Origin of the sequence: Vagococcus proximus (genome assembly GCF_029143285.1) — a bacterium.
In the GTDB taxonomy this organism is placed as follows: domain Bacteria; phylum Bacillota; class Bacilli; order Lactobacillales; family Vagococcaceae; genus Vagococcus_D; species Vagococcus_D proximus.
The window spans coordinates 478,346-500,788 of sequence record NZ_JAPDSH010000001.1 but is presented as its reverse complement, the minus strand read 5'-3'; the positions used below and the strand labels follow the sequence as shown (position 1 = coordinate 500,788).

Here is a 22,443-nt window from a genome sequence, read left to right as displayed (position 1 = left end):
AATTTTTTTATATAAAGTTGTTAACCAACTTCAATACCATACTTTTGTTTAATGCGCTCAATTCGATCTCCCATCGGGCGATTTAATACTGATAAAAATAAAATATTAGCAATAATATAATTTACCGTCATAGGGAACGATTGCAAAATAATCATCAAATAACGTTTAATTGTAAAAACCCCATCTGCAGATAATACCGTCCAAACATCCATCATGCCTGAAAATAAACAACCTAACAAAATACCTAGCAACCAAAGTAGCCACTGTTTCTCTTTTGCGTATTTTGCGATAAATGGAAGCCCTGCTAAAAAACCAACAAAGCCATAGGCAAACATTTGAAAAGGTGTCCATGGGCCTTGTGTGAATAACATATTAGAAATTAGTGGCGACAATGCCCCAATCATAAATCCAAAATCTTTGCCTAGATATATACCTGAAATAATAGCAATTGCTGCCATTGGGTTCATACCCGGTAGAAAGAAAAAAGCCATTCTACTTAAAACTGCTAGTGATACCATCACAGATAATAATACTAATTCTCTTGAAGTACTTTCTTTTTTTTCAAATGAGAAGAAAAAAGGGAGTAGCAGTATCACTACCACAAGCATCGAAATAAGATTGTACATTCTGTTCTCTAAAATAGTGTAACCAAATACGATGATTAAAGGAATTCCAATTAGATAAAGAAGCGAGGATACATATCTCATCCTATAGTCTTTCATTAGAGCCCCCCTCTATTCCCACCGCCGATAGAACATCTTCTAGTCTAATAGCTTTTGGCAAATACTTTCTAACCATTTTATTAGTAGCTGTTGTATAAAAATAATTTGTAGAGAAAAAGCTAGTAGGATCATTTAACGAAATAACTTGATGATCAAAGTACAACGCGCATTGCGTTGCAAACTGTGCAGCAAAATCCACATCATGTGTCACAATAAAAATCGTTACACCTTTTTTCTTTAATTCTTTAAATAGTATACCTAAGTTGTTTTTAGCAGCTGCATCTAATCCTTTAGTCGGTTCATCCAATAATAAAAATTCTGGATTCATTAGTAATAACTTCCCTAACCCCACCAATTGTTGTTCACCACCACTCAAATCATACGGTGAGTACTCTATTAAATGACTGATTTTCAATAAGTCAGACACTTCCGATAGCTTAGAGCAATAGTCCGTTTTCGAAAATCCCATCATCTCATATTGACTTGCGTAGTCTTGACCAACCGTTTCCTCTGTAAAAAGTGATAGCGGATTTTGTGGTAAAACCGCTATCTTATTACGGTAAGACCCTTGTTTTTTCATAAAACTATTTTTCTGTCCAAATAACTTTACGGAGCCTTCATACGGTTGTTCCAAACCCGCTAAAACTTTCATCAGTGTACTCTTGCCTGAGCCGTTACCTCCCAACAAACAGAATACATCTTGTTTATAAATTGTAAGGTCAACTGCAGATAAAATATCTTCTGATTTCTTCGAATATCTGAACCAAACATTTTTCATCCTAGCGATGATTTCTGAAGTATTCCTATCGTACTTTTTCGGTTCTTCTATGAGTAACTCTGGTGTCTTCGAAAAATAGTCTTCAAAGAAGTGGATGCCTTCTCTATTATTTAAAGGTATTTTCCCCTCTCCATTTAACGAATGAAAAAGTCTTACTGATACGGGTAAAGATAATGCTACTTTAGAACCTTTTTTATAAAAATTACGTTGAGAGGCAAATTGATCGGGCGTTCCTTTAAAACCAAGCTTACCTTCGTCTAACCAAACAACCGATGAGGCTAATGAAAAAACCTCTTCCAAACGGTGTTCAACCATTATGACCGTAATTCCCATTTCTTGATTAAGTTGGTAAACAGTTTTAATAAAATCAGAAGCTGCTATTGGATCCAACTGAGCTGTAGGTTCATCTAAAATTAAAACGTCAGGCTGCATGACAATAATAGACGCTAAATTTAAAAGTTGCTTTTGACCTCCGGAAAGATCGGTAGTATTTTTTCTAAACCACGAATGAATGCCAAAATAATTGGCCATTTCTCCAACCCGACTCCTTATTACTTGGGGAGGAAGACCTAAATTTTCTAATCCAAAGGCTAATTCACTCCACACCTTATCCGTTACAATTTGATTATCCGGATTTTGCATCACAAAACCTATTTTAGAAGCAGAATCAAAGTCGCTCATAGACTCGACACCTTGACCTTTAAAACTAATGCTGCCTTCTTTTTTTCCATGAGGAGCTAATTCACGCTTTAGTAATCGTAATAAGGTACTCTTTCCACTGCCAGAATCACCTGTTATTACTACAAAATCGCCTTGATTAATACTCATATTAATATTATTTAAAACTCGTCCAGACTTCCCTGGATAACTAAAACTTAAATTTTCGACTGTAAGAATTTCCATCTAAGCCACTCCTTTACTTCGACAAGTATAGGCATCAAAAAAGTGATACTAATAAAACCGTATCCTACCATACTCGTTAATTGATTTTCTTGTAAAAAACGTAAATGCGAGTAATAGGTAAATTTAAAACTTTGATGTAGCATCGAATAGCTTATACCACAGCCTGCTAAGAAAAGAATAAATAGAAATGACATGTCTCGTCCTCTCCATTTGAAAATCGAAAAATTTGTTCTACCCTTCATACCAAAACCTCTCGCATTCATAGAATCAGATGTTTCGATTGCATTTTCTAGCGCCCACGAGAAAAGACTCCCCAGGACAAGCGTTCCCTTTGTCGCTTTTTCTTTCACTGAGCCAGAAAAAGATTGTCCTAACCCTTCTTGAGCTTGTTGAATAGTTCGCATCTGACTTTGATACATGGGTAAGAAGCGCATAACCATCGATAGCACTAAGGCAAGCTTAGGTAAAAGTCTACCAAATAAAAAGGTTACTTTTTCTGTGGTTAAAACTTTATTTAGTGACTGAAACCACAATAACATCGCAAACATCATTAAACCGAAGGATGCCCCGTACACGATAGATTCCAAGGTGAAAAGATACCTATAATTTTTTTCAAACAATCGAAATTTTAAAATATAAAGAATTGTCGCACCACGATGTACGAACAAAAAATTGGATAATGTCGCTACAAAAACCATCAAACTCCCTAGTTTAATATTTTTGTAAAATAAATCTTTCTCCAGTACAAGCCAGCATGCACACATTGCACCTAAAAAACTTATACCTCGAACTAATGGATTATCTGTGAACATCGTTGTTAACAGAACTAAACAATAATAACTTAGTAACAATACAGGATGGTAGAAAGATAAAACAGTGTCATCTTTCTGATGTTCACTTCTCATAACCTCATTCCTTCCAAACAAAATAAAAAAAGCCACTAACAAATCAAGTCAGTGGCATACAGTAAAACAAGCCACCTTTTTACTCCCGAAAAAGTGTTTTTTAATATACGGCAATGTTCCTGACTTAAGTAATGAGATTACTAACACAGTTGCGGGGACAGTGTTGGATTTAAACCAACTTCCATTGAAGCATAACGTGTAACCGTTTGCTAATATATCAAAAAAGTAATACATTCAATTTTTATAATGCACCTTATTCTACCTTACTCTTAACAAAAGTACAATATCAATAAAAGCAGTAAAAAAAAAACAAACTAATCTATAGTTTGTTTTTTCTCTTTATTCTCATAATAAGCATAGATCGGAAGACCTACTAACATAATTCCGAATCCAACTACTGCTTTTGGGAATTGGCTTATGATTGTACTAATGACAACATAGGACCCACCCAACATCGCAATTATTGGGATGAAAGGATATAAAGGGACTTTGTAAGGTCTATAAGCATCTGGTTGTTCTCGCCTTAACTTAATGACACCATAAAATGTTAACACATAAAAATTCCAAATCATAAATGTTGATAAATCAGTTAATAAATCATATTTACCAGTTAAACAAAATAAACTTGATACAATGAAGATATACCATGTAGCATTAGCTGGCACGCCATTTTTATTTACTTTTTGTAACGTTTTACTTAATGGAATTCGATTACTTTGTGCCAAAGTAAACGTCGAACGTGCTGCCGTAAATACATAACCATTTACGCCACCAAAAACGGAAACTAAAATCCCAATCGAAACGAATTGCCCCCCACGCTCTCCGAATAACACACGAGAAACATCAGCAGCTGGTGTCTCAGTAAGCATTAATTCACTGGCGGGCATTACCCAAAGATAAGCCACATTCATGACAATATAGATTAACGATACCGTTCCCATCCCAAGAATTAGCGCTCGTGGAAGGTCTCTTCCTGGATTCTTCATTTCACCTGCAATCATACCAACACCCATCCAGCCATCAAAAGCAAATAGCGCGGCTAGTAACGCTAAAGAAAAAGCTTTAGCCGGGTTTAGGTCTGGTCCGAGAAGCGGTGTTAAAACATCATTACCCGTCCCTTTTACAAAACTCACAATGACAATAGTTATTAAAGGGATGAGCTTACAAACCACTGCAACCGTTTGAATCCAACCACTTGTCTTAGCTCCAAGATTATTTAGGAAAGCTAAAAACCCAATAATACCAATCGCTATCAAGACTTTCGGCCAATAGGCACCTGGTTCAAATCCCAGTAAGCTAGCCGCCTGAACACCAAATACAACAGCTGCTGCAGCTGTTGATCCTGTTTGATACAATGTTGATTCAACCCAGCCAGCTAAGAAACCCACTTTTTTACCAAAAATATCATGAAGGTAGGTCACCATACCTCCTGTCTTAGGTATCATCCCTGCTATTTCTGATGCAGTTAAGGCTCCTGCAATGGATAGTAGTCCCGCAAGTAACCACGCTAACATACCAAGACCAGGTGCTCCTCCTGTTGCATTAAATACAGCGTAAGGTTTGAAAAATATTCCTGATCCTACGACAATTCCGATGATAGTTGAAAAAGCAACGGTGAAACCAAGCGTTTTTTTCAATTCATTTTGTTTCTCAGGCATTAAAAAGCCTCCTATATTATAATTTGTATTTATGCAAAAAAAGGTATTTATCCCCTTAAACTCTACCCTCTTTTATACTAATAGTAAAGCATTTGATTGTTATATTAGAAAATCGTAAGAAAGCCTTTTACTTATATAACGTATCCCCTTATTTACTCATATAACAAGCGTTAGCTTATTGAGGTAGGTCGTTATTCATGGTAAAATAACTTTTAGCTTAACAAAAGGAGTTCAACTATATGAAAATTGTTTTAATGGTCGCGATTGGCTATTTGTTAGGGTCTATACCTTCTGGGGTTTGGATAGGAAAATTATTTTACAAAAAAGATATTCGTAACTATGGTAGTCACAGTTCCGGCACTACAAATACATACCGTGTCTTAGGAAAAACTGCTGGTACTGCTGTTTTACTTATGGATATTCTAAAAGGAACATTAGCGACATGTTTGCCAACCTTAATGGGTATTACAACTATTAACCCACTTTGGATAGGTCTTACAGCTGTATTAGGGCATACCTTTCCGATATTCGCTAATTTTAAAGGAGGCAAGGCTGTTGCGACAAGTGCTGGAATGCTGCTAGGTTATTCGCCATTATTCTTTATTTATTCCGCTAGTATTTTTATCATTTCACTACTTATCACCAGTATGGTTAGTCTAACAAGTATGATCAGTGCTATTTTAATTACCTTATCTACTGTGCTATTGCCAAAATTTTGGCCAACTATTTTGCCTGAATTTGACTGGTTATTAACCGCCATTGCAATAGGGCTGACTCTGTTTATATTTTTACGTCATAAAGAAAATATAAAACGTATTTTAAACGGTACTGAAAGCCGTGTCCCCTTCGGTTTAAATAGTCGTAAGAAATAATCACTCATTGGAGTGGTTATTTTTTTTATAAAAGTAATAATACTTTTTATTTTTAAAATTAACGTTAGTTATTAATGTAAGCGCTGTAAAAAGTCTTGTTTCGATAAACAGCCTATTCTTATATGTTTTTTCAAACTAAATACATCAATACAGTGTTATTTTTTAATTATCTGTCGTTAATTAAATTGTGAATCTTTGCGCATTTAGTTTTTAAGTGGTATACTTAGTTTGTTAAAATTTGATTAGAAAGTTGGGTTTATTATGCAAATAGGTGTACCTAAAGAAATTAAAAACAACGAAAGTCGTGTCGGTTTAACACCCCTATCAGTTAGTAACTTAGTCGGAGCAGGTCATTCTGTTCTAATCGAAAAAAATGCAGGAGTTAACGCAAGTTATTTTGATGAGGAATACGAAGCAGCTGGTGCTACATTAACGGCTGATGTCGAAAAAATTTGGCAATCAGATATGGTTATTAAAGTTAAAGAACCTCTTAAAGAAGAATACAACTATTTACGAGAAGATTTAATTTTATTCACATACCTTCACTTAGCACCAAACAAAGAGTTAACAGATGCTCTATTAGAATCTAAAACAACTGGGATTGCTTACGAAACGATTCAATTACCAGATAATTCTCTACCACTTTTAGTTCCTATGAGTCAAATCGCTGGCCGTTTAGCCATTCAAATTGGAGCTCAGTACTTAGAAAGCATTCATGGTGGTAAAGGTGTCCTACTTAGCGGTGCAACAGCTACACCTAAAGGTAATGTTGTCATCATTGGTGGTGGTCATTCTGGTTACCATGCAGCAGAAATTGCTGTTGGGATGGGTGCTAACGTAACTATTTTAGACGTCAATGCTACGCGCTTGGCTGAATTGGAACAACTTTTTAACGGGCGTGTACAAACTTTAATCTCTACGCCAGCTACTATTGAAAAATCAATAAAGACAGCCGATTTAGTTATTGGTGCTGTTCTTATCCCTGGTGCCAAAGCACCTACCCTTGTCACAAAAGAGATGGTTGCTCAAATGGAACCAAACTCTGTTATTATTGACATTGCAATTGACCAAGGTGGTATTTTTGAAACAATTGATCGTATCACAACACATGACGAACCAGTCTATAATGTGTCAGGAGTTCAACATTATGCTGTTGCCAATATGCCAGGCGCTGTTCCTAAAACAGCTACCCAAGCATTAACAAATGTTACGATTCCTTATATCTTGCAAATTGCTAATAAAGGTTTAGCAGAAGCATTAAATTCAAATGATGTCCTTAAAAAAGGACTTAATACTTATAAAGGCACACTTACAAATGAAGCAGTTGCTTCCGCTCTCGATCTACCATTTAATGCTTCACCTGAATTAGTTTAAATATAATAAATAAAAAGCAATCCCTATTACGGGATTGCTTTTTACTTTACAGATATTGTATAGCCGTTTGTAAATACTTCTTGTGATTCTAAACGGTTCGTTCCAAATTTTTCGGATAAATCACCTGATGCACATGTTGTATCTGCAATACCACACCACGGTTCAATACAAACAAATGGTGCTTCTTTTGCATAAGGACTCCATAATCCAACAAATGGCATCTCATCATAGCTCAACTTAACACTTGCTGACGTTAAATCAGATTTAATACTAATTTCTTGTTTTCCTTTTGTACCGAATACTAAAGCATCACCTTTAAATAATTCGCGATTAATTCGAATTTCATCTGGTGTCTTTTCAATATAAGACTGTTCTTTATTGATGTACGCACCTTCTAAAGGATAAACAGTCCATTCATCCGAACCATTTATTTCAAAATAATAATCATCAAAAGAGCCTTGACCACCTAAAGGGATATTAAAAGCAGGGTGTCCTCCAATACCAAAATACATTGTTTCATCCCCTGTGTTCTTCACTTCGTAATCACACGTTAAATTTTTATCATTTAATGTGTACGTTAAGATAAGCTCAAAATCAAATGGGTACACTTTTAAGCTAACTGCATCACTCTTCAGATTCACTTTTAATGAGTTATCCGTTTGTTCTACCAACATAAATTCTCTATCTCTGGCAAAACCATGCTGGCCTAAAGGATAACTTTCACCTTTATAGCTATAACAATCCTCATTTAATTTACCGACTATCGGAAAAAGTACTGGTGCATGTCTCCCCCAAAACTCCGGATCTGCCTGCCAAATATATTCAACATCTGTTTCCTTTGAAATAAATGAAGCAAGTTCTCCTCCTTTACTATTTATCATTACTTTTACTTTATCATTTTCAATTACCCAGCTCATATGTGCACCTTTCTATCCTAAAGAATGTAGCGACTTAAATCTTCGTCTTCTACGATATCTCCTAATTTTTCATTAACATAATTTTCAGTAATCATGATTTCGCCCATCTGCATCTCTGATGCTTCAAATAATAAGTCTTCTAATAATTTTTCAAGAATCGTATGCAAACGTCTTGCTCCAATATTATCTGTCTCACTATTTACTTGATAAGCAATTGAAGCAATACGTTCAATCGCTTCAATCGTAAATGTCACATCAATATTTTCAGTTCCTAATAACGCCATATATTGCTTAATAATCGCATTATTTGGTTCTGTTAAAATCTTGACAAAATCTTCTGTTGTTAAGTCGTCTAACTCTACACGAATAGGGAAGCGACCTTGTAATTCAGGAATTAAATCACTTGGTTTACTTAAGTGGAACGCACCTGAAGCTATAAATAGAATATGATCTGTTTGGATAGCGCCATATTTCGTATTAACTTGAGACCCTTCAACAATCGGCAAGATATCACGTTGAACACCCTCACGAGACACTTCCCCAGATTGTTGTGATTTTGAAGTAATTTTATCAAACTCATCGATAAAGATAATACCGTTATTTTCAGCTAATTTAATCGCTTCACTGTATAAATCACCTTTATTAACTAATTTTTCAGACTCTTCTCGAATCAAAATTTCACGTGCTTCTTTCACTGTAAGCGTGCGTTTAATACGTTTTTTAGGTGCTAGTGAATTAAGAGTATCCCCTAAATCAATCCCCATCTGTTCAAGACCATTATTCATAGGCGCAACATTTTTTTTAGGTTCATCCATTTCAATAGTCACTTCACGACTTTCAAGAGTCCCGCGTGATAATTCTTCAGCAATTGTTTGACGATTTGCTTTAATTTTATCGGTTACTTCTTCCGTTTCCTCTTGTGGATTTTGCATTGAGTTGACCATTTGCATCATTGCTTCGAACTGATTTGCTGTTTTCTTTTGTTCTTTCTTAATACCTGGTACTAAAAGTTTTACGAGACGCTCTTCTGCACGTTTCTTAGCTTGCGTGTAAACTTTACTATATTGCTCTTTTTCAACTATCACAATACTTGCCTCTACTAAATCACGTACCATTGACTCAACATCACGGCCCACATACCCGACTTCAGTAAATTTAGTTGCTTCCACTTTAACGAATGGCGCTTGAATAATTTTTGCTAAACGTCTTGCTATTTCTGTTTTACCAACACCTGTTGGTCCAATCATCAACATATTTTTAGGTGTAACTTCTTGTTGCATCTCTTCATCCAACATCATACGACGGTAACGATTGCGCAAGGCAACTGCGACCGCTTTTTTAGCACTATTTTGTCCAATAATAAATTGGTCTAACTCTGATACTATTTCTCTCGGTGTTTTATTTATAGTTGTCATATTCTCATCCCTCTACAATTCTTCTACGATAATATTATGATTTGTATACACACAGATATCTCCCGCTACATGTAGTGCTTCACGAGCGATATCTCCTGCTGTTAATTCTTCTTTACCATGACGTTTCATAGCGCGAGCTGCTGATAACGCATAGTTACCACCTGAACCAATTGCTAAAATGCCATCATCAGGTGCGATTACTTCACCAGTACCAGATACGACTAGCATTTCATCTTTATTCATGACAATTAACATCGCTTCAAGTTTTTGCATCATTTTATCACTGCGCCATTCCATCGCTAATTCTACAGCGGCACGCATTAGATTACCTTTATATTCATTTAATTTCGCTTCAAATTTTCCTTCTAAATTAAAAGCATCTGCAACGCTTCCAGCGAATCCAACGACCACTTCTCCGTTATAAATACGGCGCACTTTTTTAGCAGTCCCTTTCATTACAACCGATTCTCCCATTGTAACTTGACCATCACCAGCCATTGCAAATTTACCATCTTTTTCTACTGCACAAATTGTTGTTGAATGAAATGTTGTATATCCCATTTATAATTCCTCCTGAAATGTCTTAGTATTATGCTCTTGGATGAAAATCACGGTAGCTTTTTTGTAATTTTTCTTTTGTAACATGAGCATATATTTGTGTTGAAGCCAAACTAGCATGTCCCAATAATTCCTGAACCGTACGCATGTCTGCGCCATTATTTAATAAATGGGTTGCAAACGTATGCCTCAGCATATGGGGGTGTATACTACTCGTTAAACTACTTTTGTTTATAACTGTTTTTAAAATATAAGTTATTCCTTGAGGTGTCAACGATTCTCCGTGATGATTAATAAAAACAAAATCATTTTTCTTTTTATTTTTTTTAAGAAGTTCTATACGAGCGCTATCAAAATACGTTTGTAACGCTTCCTCACAGTGTGAACCAAATGGCACATACCGCTCCTTGTTCCCTTTACCTCGAATTAATATAACATTCAATTCAAAGTCAATATCTGAAAGTTTCATCCCTGCACATTCACTAACACGTATACCTGTTGCATATAACGTTTCGAGTAAGGCTTGGTTTCGTTTATCAAGTGCTCTTTCTCCTTGTGCAGCCTCAAACAGGGCATCCATTTCTTTTTCATAAAAAAAACGAGGCAAACGTAGATTATTTTTTCTAAGTTGTACATAGGTAAAAGGATTTTCTTGAACCAACTCTTGTCTCAATAAATACTGATAAAAAGAACGCAAACTTGAAATTTTTCTGCCAGTTGAATTCCGACTGTATTCTTTATCATGTAACTCAGCTAAATAAAGTCTGATATCTTGATAATCTACCTTTAAATAATCAGATTGACCTGTGTTATCAAGAAAAATAAGAAAATCGCGAATATCATCTTTGTAAGCTTTTTGTGTTTTTTCTGAATACTGTCGCTCTATGACTAAGTAATCTAAAAACTCCTTTATCCAATCTCTTTCTCTCACTATAGAGCCCTCTTTCTACTACAAAATAAATGTATCATAGACCCTTTTTTAATACAAATATATTAATATAAATTTACTTTTTTTTACCTTTCTTAACACTTTATAAAACTAAATAAAAAGCCTAAACAGCGTTTAGGCTTTTTATTATTATTTTAATTTTTCTGTTGCATTTAACGCGCGCTCTGCAATAGCGGTATAACGTTCTTTTTTGTCTTTTATACGAGTTGGTAACTCAGGGAAAATACCAAAGTTAGCATTCATAGGTTGGAAGTGTTTACCCGCTGTATGTGTAATGTAGTAAGCCATGCTTCCTACTGCAGTTTCTCTAGGGAAGATCATTAAGTCCTCACCTTTAGCCATACGAGCTGCATTCATGCCTGCCACCATACCACTAGCTGCACTTTCAACGTAACCCTCAACACCTGTCATTTGACCCGCAAAGAATAAATCTGAACGTTTGCGTGATTGGTAAGTTGGTTCTAATAACTCAGGTGAATTCATAAATGTATTACGGTGCATGACACCATAACGAACAATTTCAGCATTTTCTAAGCCTGGAATCATTCGAATAATACGTTTTTGCTCACCCCATTTTAAATGAGTTTGGAAACCGACAATATTAAACAACGATGCCGCAGCATTATCTTGACGCAATTGAATAACAGCATAAGGACGCTTATCAGTTTTAGGATCTTCCAATCCAACTGGTTTTAACGGTCCAAATAGCATTGTTTTTTCACCACGACCAGCCATCACTTCAATCGGCATGCAGCCTTCAAAGTATTTTTCTTTCTCGAACTCTTTAAGTGGAGCAACTTCTGCATTAATTAATTCTTCACGGAAAGCATTGAACTCATCTTTAGTCATTGGACAGTTTAAGTAAGCTGCCTCACCTTTATCATAACGTGATTTTAGGTAAACTTTATCCATATCAATAGTGGCACGGTCAATAATCGGAGCTGCCGCATCGTAAAAATATAGTCCTTCTGATTCGGTAAACTCTTTAATTTGATCTGCTAATGCTTCTGATGTTAATGGCCCTGTTGCTATAATTGTAATCCCCTCAGGTATTTCAGTGACTTCTTCATCCATTACAGTAACATTAGGATGATTTCTTAATCGATCCGTTACCATCTCTGAGAAAGTATCTCTATCTACTGCAAGTGCTCCACCAGCAGGAACAGCTGTCGCATCAGCTGAACCAATAATTAAAGAATTAAATTGACGCATTTCTTCTTTTAATAAACCGACAGCATTAGTTATTGTATTACCACGTAATGAGTTAGAACATACCAATTCTGCAAAATTTTCAGTGTGATGCGCTGGTGATTTTTTTACCTTGCGCATTTCATATAAATTAACCTTTACTCCTGCTTCGGCCGCTTGCCATGCTGCTTCACTACCAGCAAGACCTGCACCAATTACATTAACAACTTGATTCGTCATAATTTTAGCTCCTATCAGTTAACAAGCAAGACCGCATGATACGCTCTTGCTTGATTTTTTATTTTTGAATATCTTCCTTGTAGTCACATTCACTACACAGTACTTGTTTGCCACCTTTGGCTTTCTTTTCAACCAGATATTTTTGACATTTAGGACAATCACGTCCAACTGGTTTATCCCACGAAGTAAATTCACACTCCGGATATCTCGAACAGCCATAGAATAGGCGATTTTTTTTAGATTTACGTTCAATGACTTCGCCCTCTTTACACGTTGGACATTTCACACCAATCTCTTTAACAATCGCTTTAGTTTGACGACAATCTGGGAAATTACTACACGCATAGAATTTGCCAAAACGTCCTAATTTGATGACCATTGGATGACCACATTCTTCACAATCAAAACCTGCAGGCTCATCTTTAATTTGGATTTTTTCAATTTCAGTTTCTGCTTTCTCTAATTCAATAGCAAATGGTTTGTAAAAACGATCCACAACTTTTTTCCATTCTTCCTGACTATCAGCAATCTTATCTAAATCTTCTTCCATCTGGGCAGTAAAGTTGATATCAACAATTTGCGGGAAGAAATCGCAGATAATTGTATTTACGATTTCACCTAACTCACTCGGCTCAAAACGTTTACTCACTAATTTAACGTAATAACGTCGTTGGATGGTTTCTAAAGTTGGGGCATACGTCGACGGTCGACCTACACCATTTTCCTCTAACGTCTTGATTAAAGTCGCCTCACTAAAACGTGCGGGTGGTTGAGTAAAGTGTTGTTTTGGCTCTAAATCAACAGCTGTGATCGTTTCGCCTTCTTCTAAATCAGGTAAAATATTTTCTTTATCTTCTTTACCATCATCATTTCCTTCAACATAGACCTTCATGAAACCAGGGAATTTAATTTTAGAGCCATTCGCAACAAACATGACGCCATTTTGGCTTAAATTAACTTTCATTGTATCAAGAACTGCTGGTGTCATCTGACTGGCAACAACACGTGACCAAATTAAGTTATATAATTTATATTGGTCTTTACTTAAGTACTCTTTGATTGAATCGGGTGTTCTTAAGATGCTTGATGGACGAATCGCCTCATGGGCATCTTGAGCCCCTTTTTCTTTTTTAGATGTTTCTTTAAACCCAATTGCATATTCTTTACCGTAAGTTTCTTCGATAAATGAGGCAGCCTCATTTTTTGCAACATCTGATAAACGAGTAGAGTCGGTACGCATGTATGTAATCAGTCCGACTGTTCCTTTTTTCCCTAATGCAATTCCTTCATACAACTGTTGCGCGACCATCATTGTCTTTCTAGTACGGAAATTCAACTTACGTGCAGCTTCTTGTTGCAAACCACTTGTGGTAAAGGGTTTAGCTGGATTACGTTTGCGTTCTTTTTTCGTAATTTTATCTACTGTATAATCTTTTGTTTCAAGACGGTCAGTAACAGCCTTCACATCTTCAGCGTTATTTAGTTTTTCTTTTTTACCATCCACTCCGTAAAAATTAGCTTTGAATTTTTTACGCTTCTTCATAAAATTACCAGCAATGCTCCAATATTCTTCTGGAACAAACGCTCTAATTTCATTTTCACGGTCTATAATTATTTTAAGAGCAATCGATTGAACACGTCCAGCACTCAGCCCTTTTTTTACTTTTTTCCAAAGTATTGGACTAATTGAGTAACCAACTAAGCGATCTAAAATACGACGAGCTTGTTGGGCATCAACTAAATCCACATTGATTGAACGCGGCTCTTTAAAGGCTGCTTTGACGGCATCTTTTGTAATTTCATTGAAAACAACTCTATTTTTATCTTCTAAATCTAAGCCAAGGAGATAAGCTAAATGCCAAGCAATAGCCTCCCCTTCTCTATCCGGGTCACTTGCGAGATAGACTTTTTCAGCTTTTTTAGCGAGACGTTTTAATTCTTTAATAACAGGACCCTTACCTCTGATAGAAATATAATGAGGTTCATAATTGTTCTCAGTGTCCACACCCATTTTACTTTTTGGTAAATCACGAATATGCCCAACACTGGCCACAACTTTGTAATTTTTACCCAAGTATTTTTCAATTGTTTTTGCTTTGGCTGGTGATTCTACAATTACTAAATATTTATATGCCATGTATTTTACTACCACCTTTAATTTACTAACTACTCATGTGATATAGGAATAAACTTATATCAAATCGTTACAATCTTATTCTATAAGCTTACCCTTTGTCAACTTTTCTTCTATATTATGTCATTTTTTGCTTAAATCTTATATATTAATTCATCTAAAATATCTTTGGCGCACGTGACACACTTGGCACCTTCTTGTATTAATTTCAAACATCCAATACTTCCAGAACCCAATATAGACCCCGGAACGGCGAAAACCTCTCGTCCCATCTCCAAACTTAACGATGCTGTAATAAGACTGCCGCTCCTCACTTTTGCTTCTATAACACAAGTCCCTAATGATACCCCTGCAATAATTCTATTTCGTTCTGGAAAATGATACGGAAGTGGTGGTGTTCCCTCCGGATACTCAGATAATACCAAATGATTTTTTCCCATATATGTTTGCAGATGTTTCCCCTCTTTAGGATAAATTCTATCTAAACCACATCCAATGATACCTATCGTTTTTCCTTTATTATATATTGATTCTTGATGAGCAGCAGTGTCTATGCCACTAGCCAACCCACTAACAAGCGTTAGCCCCCTTCTAACAAGTCCAGGGACTATTTCCTTGATAATATCTTTGCCGTAAGAAGAAGCATCTCTAGAGCCTACTATAGCTATACAGGGCGTTTGCAATAAACTAATATCTCCTTGATAGAACAATCCTATTGGCGGGTTATAAATTTCCTTTAAGTAATCTGGATAGTTATCATCCAAAATAAATAAGAACTCCTTATGTTTGTAGTAGTCTATCCATATGGTTGGATTATCTGCTATTTGTTGATAGCTAGTTAAAAACCTTTCCAATTTGCTGTTCTTGATACCTAACAATTCAGCTAAATTTCTTGCTGAAAGTCTTGTTAAGTCACAGTCTTCTCTTTTCTCAAATAAGCAAACTAACTCTTTATTCGAAATTCCCCGACAATGTTTCAATTTAAAAAACATAAATTTTACATCATACATAAAAAACCTTCTTTCTGCTTTTAGAAATGATACGCAGAAAAAAGGTTTATCTTTAAATCATATTTTTAATTGGTGCAAATGTACGTCGATGAATCGGGCACACGCCCAATTTTTCAAGCCCATTTAAATGTTCTTTAGTACCATAACCAGCATTATTACCAAAACCATAACCTGGATACTGTTTATCAAAATCTTTCATCATTCGATCCCGTGTTACTTTTGCCACAATACTAGCGCAAGCAATGGATACACTTTTAGCATCGCCTTTGATAATACTCTCTTGATCGATTTCAACATCTTCTAAAACCATGGCATCAATTAATAAATAATCTGGTTTAAAACACAATTTGCCGACTGCTTTTTTCATTGCTAATTTTGTTGCCTGGTAAATATTAATATTATCAATCTCACGTTCGTCAACAAGTCCCACAGATACTGCAACAGCTTGCTCCATGATTAAATCATAGTAATCGTCTCGCTTTTTTTCAGATAATTGTTTAGAATCATTAATCTCAAGAACTTCAAAATCTTTAGGTAAAATAACAGCAGCAGCCACGACAGGACCTGCTAAGGGACCTCTACCTACTTCATCAATACCCGCTATCATTTTGTACCCTTTCTCTAAACCTGCACGCTCATAACGGCACATGAACTCAGAATGCTCTTTAATCTTTTCTTTTTTTAATTGATCCTTTTTCCATGACTCAATCAATTTCTGAACGCCTTTACGTTCATCCTCAGAAATAATTTTGAAAAATGGGTCCGTTTGAGTTGTTACTGTTTGTAACTTTTCTTTAATATCACTTATCGTCAAACCTTTAGTCATTAAAATCCTCTCGCATTTCATTATATCTGTCTAATGTATATCTTCCAACCATACCTGCACGTACTTCTTGAATAAACATGGCACTAGCACGGTCATAATCATCTCTAAAACCACGTTTTTTCGTAATCAATACGAGTTGATCGACAGGTGTTAATTCCATCTCTTCATCCGTAAAATTATAACGGTTTTTTATGTCTTTGGGATAGTGAGTCCCAAAGAACTCTAAGCCATAGATTGCTAAGTCGTCTAAATGAAGTAAGTTATCTTTAATTGCACCTGTTAAGGCTAACTTCTTCCCAATCGCTTGATTTTCAAATTTGGGCCATAAAATACCTGGTGTATCAAGCAACTCCAAATCATTGCCTGCTTTTAACCATTGTTGTCCTTTAGTAACGCCAGGTTTATTACCTGTTTTAGCTATATTTTTCTTTACTAAACGGTTCATCAGTGTCGATTTACCAACGTTAGGAATCCCTATAACCATTGCGCGAATTGCTTGAGGTTTCATCCCTTTGGCTTGTTGACGCTCACGTTTTTCTTTTAATACTTCTTTACACTTGGGTACAATCTGCTTTATTCCTTTGCCTTCATGTGAGTTAATAACCAACGCAGCATGCCCTTTTTCCTCAAAATAGTGCTTCCACTTATCCGTTTCTCTTGGATCTGCTAAATCTGCTTTATTTAATAAAATAAGACGTGGTTTTTGTTGAACAATATCATCCATCATCGGATTACGACTTGATAAAGGTAATCTAGCATCTACCAATTCAAATACCATGTCTACATATCTTAATTTTTCTGTAATTTCTCTTCTGGCTTTTGCCATATGTCCTGGGAACCATTGTATTGTCATAACTCTTCTCTCCAACTTTCTATCTAACAACTTATTTTATTCTACCGAAATTTTTCAAAGGATAGTAAATAAAGCGAGCCTTACCAATAATTCTATCAGCCTTGATTTCACCAAATGAACGACTATCTTTACTTAACCTACGATTATCACCTAAAACAAAATACCCATCATCTGATAATGTTTCCTGGTTAGTCATTTCTTTCAAATCAAAGTTTGTCGTATATTGATTACTGTCACGCTTAATTTTTGCTTGTCCTAAGAAAGCTTCTTCTAATTTACTGCCATTAACATACAACTCATCATCTTCATATTTTATGTGTTCACCCGGCAGCCCTATCACTCGTTTAATATAGATAGAACCATCCTCATTTTCAAATATAATCACATCAAATCTTTTGATTTTAGAAATTTTTTCATAAACCAATTGATCATTCGGCTTCAGTGTTGTTTCCATTGAATTTCCATCTACTTTCATCGGAATGAAAAGAAAGCCTCTAATTATAAAAACTAATACACATGCCAAAATAACCATTTTAGCCCAATAGAAGAACTTTTCTAGTATATAGTCTTTCATAGTACCCTCCTATCATACACTATACCTATCATAATAAAAAAAAGAGGGATTGGCTACTCTTTTAATACTTTTTATAAAATAAAAGCTCACTCTACTTAACACATTAAGATAGAGTGAGATAATTTAGTTTATTTTTTTGACGATTTCTTCCAGTGCCTTAGTCATCGTCTCATCATTATCGATAATTTTTTTCGCTAATTCTTTTTCTAAACTATGAGCTGTGTCATTGTCAATCTCTCCTGTAACAGGTAAATCAAATTTCTTTTGATGCTCACTAACAGCAGTTTTAGTTTGGGCATCGTATTTATCACTTTTAGCATCTACCTCATAACCTATCCCCGCTAAAATTCCGTTAATATTAACCATCACCTTACCTGTCATACCTTCCTGATACGTCATATCTCTGCCTATTGGGGCAAGATAAGCAAAATCAGGATATTCTGTTGCTATAGTTGGCTCTAATCCTTTTTTATGTATCCAATTTCCTTTAGGAGTTAACCACTTATTAGTTGTTAATTTTAACTCACTCTCTTCAGAAAGTGGCTGAACAGTTTGAACTGTTCCCTTACCAAACGTTTTTGTACCTATGATAGGGACACCAGCTGACTCATTTAAAGCTGCTGCAAAAATCTCCGAAGCACTCGCACTGCCCTCATCAACAAGAACTACTACCGGTTCTTTCACTTTAAAGCCTTTATCGACACCTTTGTTAGCTTTTAAAGCTTCTTTATTTCCGTCTTTATCTTCAAACTGAACAATTGTTTTACCATCCTTTAAGAACATACTACTCATTTCAGCAACCTGATCTAATAAGCCGCCTGGATTTTGTCTTAAATCAATAATAAAAGCTTGAGCACCTTCTTTTCGAAGGACTTCAATCTGGTCTTTTAAATCTACTGCTGTTCGTTCTGAAAAGTTACTAATAATAATCGAACCAATTTTATTATTATCTTTAGAAATAGCCCCAAAAACTGTCTCTACAGGAATATCGTCACGAACTAATGATTTATCAAAAATCTCTTCTCCACGTTGAATTGTCAACTTAACTTTAGTTCCTTTTTCTCCTCGAACTTCTTTAACAACTTCACTTAGTTCTTTTCCTTTAGTTGCTTTCCCATTGACTTTCAAAATGATATCTTCAGCTTTTAAGAGAGCTTTCTCTGCAGGTGAGTTTTTAACAGGCGGTTCTGCTATCACTAGATTGTTATCTTTCACTGTCATTACTGCTCCTATACCAGCAAATGATCCTGAGATTGTCTCATTTAATTCATCGAATTCTTTCCCACTAAAATAATCTGAATAAGGATCGTTTAAAGCTTGTGTCATTCCCTTAATAGCACCATCAACCAACTCTTCATTTTTAACTTTACCAACATATGAGTTTCTGATGGTTTCATACGTTGTATTAATTTTCATCATCTCATCAAAATGCGGCATAACTGTTGCAAGTTGGTTTCTTTCTTGATCATAGCGCATTTCTGTTATTTTATAAGCACCGCCACCAGCAATAATCCCCATACAAATTAATGAAATTATGTATTGCTTATAGGGTACATCTGGTCGTTTACGTTTAGTCATTGTGTCACTTTCTTTCTCTTCTGTTTTAACAAAAAATTGTCTCCTTATTCTAACACAAAAGAAAGAAACTTAGTTACTTTGTCTCTATAATGCAAAAAAAAGACTAGGAAATTCCTAGTCTTTTAAACATTTCTTAAATTATGCTTGTGATTTCAAACCACTTGATACGATACCGTGACGAGGGTCAACAGTAACTAATGTATCAGCAGCAATCTTAGTTGTAGCATCTGTAGCTGCAACGATTACTGGAATACCTTTAGCGATACCAACAACAGCTGCGTGAGAAGTTAAGCCACCTTCTTCAACAATTAAAGCTCCTGCTTTTTCAATAGCTGGCATGTAATCTTTGTCAGTTGTTTTAACAACTAAGACACAGCCTTCAGTAGCGTTAGCATTTGCTTCTTCAGCAGTAGCAGCAACAACTGTATTACCAACGAAAGCTTCACGGCCTACGCCTTGACCTTCTAATAATTTAGAACCAATTAGTTGAATCTTCATTAAGTTAGTTGTACCACGTTCGCCAACTGGAACACCTGCAGTGATAATGATTAAATCACCTTCTGAAGCGAAACCTTGTTCTTGAGAAACTTCAGTAGCTAATGTGAACATATCATCTGTTGAAGCTGGTTTTTCAGTAACCGTTGGGAATACGCCCCAAGCTAATGCTAAACCACGCGCTTTACGTTCTTCGAATGTAATCGCAACGATATGTGATTTTGGACGGTATTTAGAAATCATACGTGCAGTGTGACCAGATTCAGTCGCAGCAACGATTGTTTTAATACCTAAGTTTTTAGCTGTATGACCAACTGATTGACCAATCGCTTCAGTCATATCTGATTGAGCATAGTTTTTAAGAGCGTAAGCATCTTGTTCTACTAGAGCTTCTTCAGTACGAACAGCAATGTTATGCATTGTTTGAACAGCTTCTACTGGGTAATCCCCTGCAGCTGTTTCACCTGATAACATGATAGCATCTGTACCATCATAGATAGCATTTGCCACATCACTCGCTTCAGCACGTGTAGGACGAGGATTTTTTTGCATAGAATCAAGCATTTGTGTTGCAGTAATAACAACTTTACCTAATTCGTTACATTTTTTAATCATTAATTTTTGAGCAACTGGTACTTCTTCAGTTGGAATTTCTACTCCTAAGTCACCACGAGCAACCATTAAACCATCAGAAACTTTTAAGATATCGTCTAAGTTATCGATACCTTCTTGGTTTTCAATTTTAGAAATGATTTGGATGTGAGTGGCATCATGTTTGTCTAAAATTTTAGTGATTTCTAATACATCGCTTGGACGACGTACGAAACTTGCAGCGATAAAGTCGATATCATTTTGGATACCAAATTCGATATCTGCAGCATCTTTAGGTGTGATACCTGGTAAGTTGATCGAAGCGCCAGGAACGTTAACACCTTTTTTGCTTCCTAATAATCCTTCATTTTGAGCAACTGTTACGATTACGCCTGCAGCTTTATCAATTTCTGATACTTCTAAGTCAATTAAACCATCATCTAATAAGATGTGTGATCCTGGTGTAACGTCATTAATTAGTTCAGGGTATGTTACTGAGAATTTTTCAGGAGTTCCTTCAACTTGAGTCATTGAAATACGAACAGTTGATCCTTTAACAATTGTAATTTTTGATCCGCCAGCCATATCATGCGTACGAATTTCTGGTCCTTTAGTATCTAAAAGAATAGCAACACGTTTACCTGTTTGTTTTGAAGCTTCACGGATATTTTTGATACGGTTACCATGTTCTTCGAAATCTCCATGAGAGAAGTTTAAACGACAAACGTTCATTCCTGAGTTCATTAATTGAGCTAATGTTTCAACTGTTTCACTAGCTGGTCCAATGGTACATACAATCTTAGTTTTTTTCATTACAATAACGCTCCTATATTCTGTATTTTGTATCATCTATAATAAAGCTTTTAGATTATAAAGAAATTTCTTGATTTAATGTGTATAAAGACATATCTGGCTTATGTTTGCCATTTTCTAAAGTGTCAACGATGTCTGCAGCAACGATTTCCTCGTTACGGATTCCAACACAAAGTCCACCTTTGCCTTCTTTAAGTAGGTCAACTGCTTTACCACCAAATTTACTTGCAAGTACACGATCTCGAGCAGTTGGAGAACCACCACGAACAATATGACCTAATACTGATACACGTTCATGGAAATCACCATATTCTGATAATTTTTCAGCAAATTCATGTCCTGGCATTACACCTTCAGCTAACATGATTAAGCAGTGTTTCTTACCGCGCTCACGACCTTCAGCGATTTTAGTTGCAACATCTTTCATATCAAACTCTTGTTCCGGAACAACGATAACGTCAGCACCACCAGCAACACCTGCCCAAAGAGCGATATCGCCAGCATTACGGCCCATCACTTCAATTACAAACGTACGAACGTGTGATGTAGCAGTATCACGAATTTTATCAACCGCATCTAATACAGTATTAATAGCTGTATCAAATCCAATTGTATAATCTGTTCCTGGAATATCATTATCGATAGTTCCTGGAATACCCACTGCTGGGAAGCCATGTTTTGTTAAAGCTAACGCACCATGGTAAGAACCATCTCCACCAATAACAACTAATCCTTCGATACCGAATTTTTTAAGTTGTTCAATACCTTTTAATTGTCCTTCTTGAGTAGCAAATTCCGGGTAACGAGCTGAATATAAGAAAGTTCCTCCACGTTGGATAATATCCCCAACATCAGCGATTTCTAATTTACGAATATCTCCGGCAACCAAACCTGCGTAACCATAATTAATACCGTATACTTCCATACCTTCGTAAATAGCTTTACGAGTAACTGCGCGAGCTGCAGCGTTCATTCCTGGAGCATCTCCACCACTTGTTAAAATAGCAATACGTTTCATAGTTAACTCACCTCAATAAATTTTTATTTAATTTGTTATATTTAAGTATTTTTTACTTTAATAACAGTATAC

At 35.7% G+C, this 22,443-nt stretch carries 19 protein-coding genes and 1 riboswitch; of the genes, 2 read left to right on the top strand and 17 right to left on the bottom strand.

Annotation, left to right across the window (positions count from 1 at the left end; genetic code table 11):
* Window positions 1-20: 20 nt before the first annotated feature.
* The 4 genes from OL233_RS02370 to OL233_RS02355 form a co-directional block, all read right to left on the bottom strand.
* Complete coding sequence (locus tag OL233_RS02370) at window positions 21-722, bottom strand: ECF transporter S component (RefSeq protein WP_275470761.1); 702 nt, start codon at window positions 720-722, stop codon at window positions 21-23.
* Window positions 709-2,403: an ABC transporter ATP-binding protein gene (locus OL233_RS02365; protein WP_275470760.1), complete on the bottom strand. Its 1,695-nt coding sequence runs from the start codon at window positions 2,401-2,403 to the stop codon at window positions 709-711. Before OL233_RS02365 ends, OL233_RS02370 begins: the two co-directional genes overlap by 14 nt.
* Window positions 2,376-3,308, bottom strand: coding sequence for an energy-coupling factor transporter transmembrane component T (locus OL233_RS02360; protein ID WP_275470759.1), 933 nt, complete (start codon window positions 3,306-3,308; stop codon window positions 2,376-2,378). The genes OL233_RS02365 and OL233_RS02360 overlap by 28 nt, the downstream gene beginning before the upstream one ends.
* 92 nt (window positions 3,309-3,400) lie before the next feature.
* A riboswitch (cobalamin riboswitch) is annotated at window positions 3,401-3,530 on the bottom strand.
* 92 nt (window positions 3,531-3,622) lie between these two features.
* A complete protein-coding gene (locus OL233_RS02355; RefSeq protein WP_275470758.1) occupies window positions 3,623-4,966 on the bottom strand; it encodes an APC family permease in 1,344 nt (447 codons plus the stop codon).
* 239 nt (window positions 4,967-5,205) lie between these two features.
* Between OL233_RS02355 and plsY the strand changes: the two genes are divergently transcribed.
* Window positions 5,206-5,838, top strand: a complete 633-nt coding sequence (plsY, locus tag OL233_RS02350; protein ID WP_275470757.1) for a glycerol-3-phosphate 1-O-acyltransferase PlsY — start codon at window positions 5,206-5,208, stop codon at window positions 5,836-5,838.
* Window positions 5,839-6,099: 261 nt separating this feature from the next.
* A complete protein-coding gene (gene ald / locus OL233_RS02345) occupies window positions 6,100-7,212 on the top strand; it encodes an alanine dehydrogenase (protein WP_275470756.1) in 1,113 nt (370 codons plus the stop codon).
* 41 nt (window positions 7,213-7,253) lie between these two features.
* Here the strand turns inward: ald and OL233_RS02340 are convergent, their stop codons facing one another.
* The 13 genes from OL233_RS02340 to pfkA form a co-directional block, all read right to left on the bottom strand.
* A complete protein-coding gene (locus OL233_RS02340) occupies window positions 7,254-8,129 on the bottom strand; it encodes an aldose 1-epimerase family protein (protein ID WP_275470755.1) in 876 nt (291 codons plus the stop codon).
* A 17-nt stretch (window positions 8,130-8,146) separates the two neighbouring features.
* Entirely contained in the window at window positions 8,147-9,544 is a 1,398-nt protein-coding gene (gene hslU / locus OL233_RS02335) for an ATP-dependent protease ATPase subunit HslU (protein ID WP_275470754.1), read from the bottom strand.
* A 12-nt stretch (window positions 9,545-9,556) separates the two neighbouring features.
* A complete protein-coding gene (gene hslV, locus OL233_RS02330; protein WP_275470753.1) occupies window positions 9,557-10,105 on the bottom strand; it encodes an ATP-dependent protease subunit HslV in 549 nt (182 codons plus the stop codon).
* 28 nt (window positions 10,106-10,133) lie between these two features.
* Complete coding sequence (gene xerC, locus OL233_RS02325; RefSeq protein ID WP_275470752.1) at window positions 10,134-11,033, bottom strand: tyrosine recombinase XerC; 900 nt, start codon at window positions 11,031-11,033, stop codon at window positions 10,134-10,136.
* Window positions 11,034-11,180: 147 nt separating this feature from the next.
* Entirely contained in the window at window positions 11,181-12,479 is a 1,299-nt protein-coding gene (trmFO, locus tag OL233_RS02320; RefSeq protein WP_275470751.1) for an FADH(2)-oxidizing methylenetetrahydrofolate--tRNA-(uracil(54)-C(5))-methyltransferase TrmFO, read from the bottom strand.
* A gap of 58 nt (window positions 12,480-12,537) precedes the next feature.
* The gene (topA, locus tag OL233_RS02315; protein ID WP_275470750.1) at window positions 12,538-14,616 is read right to left on the bottom strand and encodes a type I DNA topoisomerase; all 2,079 of its coding nucleotides are present in this window, start codon (window positions 14,614-14,616) and stop codon (window positions 12,538-12,540) included.
* 131 nt (window positions 14,617-14,747) lie between these two features.
* A complete protein-coding gene (gene dprA / locus OL233_RS02310; RefSeq protein WP_275470749.1) occupies window positions 14,748-15,623 on the bottom strand; it encodes a DNA-processing protein DprA in 876 nt (291 codons plus the stop codon).
* 52 nt (window positions 15,624-15,675) lie between these two features.
* On the bottom strand, window positions 15,676-16,449 hold the full coding sequence (gene rnhB / locus OL233_RS02305) for a ribonuclease HII (protein ID WP_275470748.1): 774 nt from the start codon (window positions 16,447-16,449) through the stop codon (window positions 15,676-15,678).
* A complete protein-coding gene (gene ylqF / locus OL233_RS02300; RefSeq protein ID WP_275470747.1) occupies window positions 16,442-17,302 on the bottom strand; it encodes a ribosome biogenesis GTPase YlqF in 861 nt (286 codons plus the stop codon). Before ylqF ends, rnhB begins: the two co-directional genes overlap by 8 nt.
* 31 nt (window positions 17,303-17,333) lie before the next feature.
* Entirely contained in the window at window positions 17,334-17,876 is a 543-nt protein-coding gene (lepB, locus tag OL233_RS02295) for a signal peptidase I (protein ID WP_275470746.1), read from the bottom strand.
* 123 nt (window positions 17,877-17,999) lie between these two features.
* The gene (locus tag OL233_RS02290; protein ID WP_275470745.1) at window positions 18,000-19,454 is read right to left on the bottom strand and encodes a S41 family peptidase; all 1,455 of its coding nucleotides are present in this window, start codon (window positions 19,452-19,454) and stop codon (window positions 18,000-18,002) included.
* A 138-nt stretch (window positions 19,455-19,592) separates the two neighbouring features.
* On the bottom strand, window positions 19,593-21,353 hold the full coding sequence (gene pyk, locus OL233_RS02285; RefSeq protein WP_275470744.1) for a pyruvate kinase: 1,761 nt from the start codon (window positions 21,351-21,353) through the stop codon (window positions 19,593-19,595).
* A gap of 55 nt (window positions 21,354-21,408) precedes the next feature.
* Window positions 21,409-22,371 carry a 6-phosphofructokinase gene (gene pfkA, locus OL233_RS02280; protein ID WP_275470743.1) on the bottom strand — a complete coding sequence of 321 codons (963 nt, stop codon included), beginning with the start codon at window positions 22,369-22,371 and terminating at the stop codon, window positions 21,409-21,411.
* Between the last annotated feature and the right edge of the window lie 72 nt (window positions 22,372-22,443).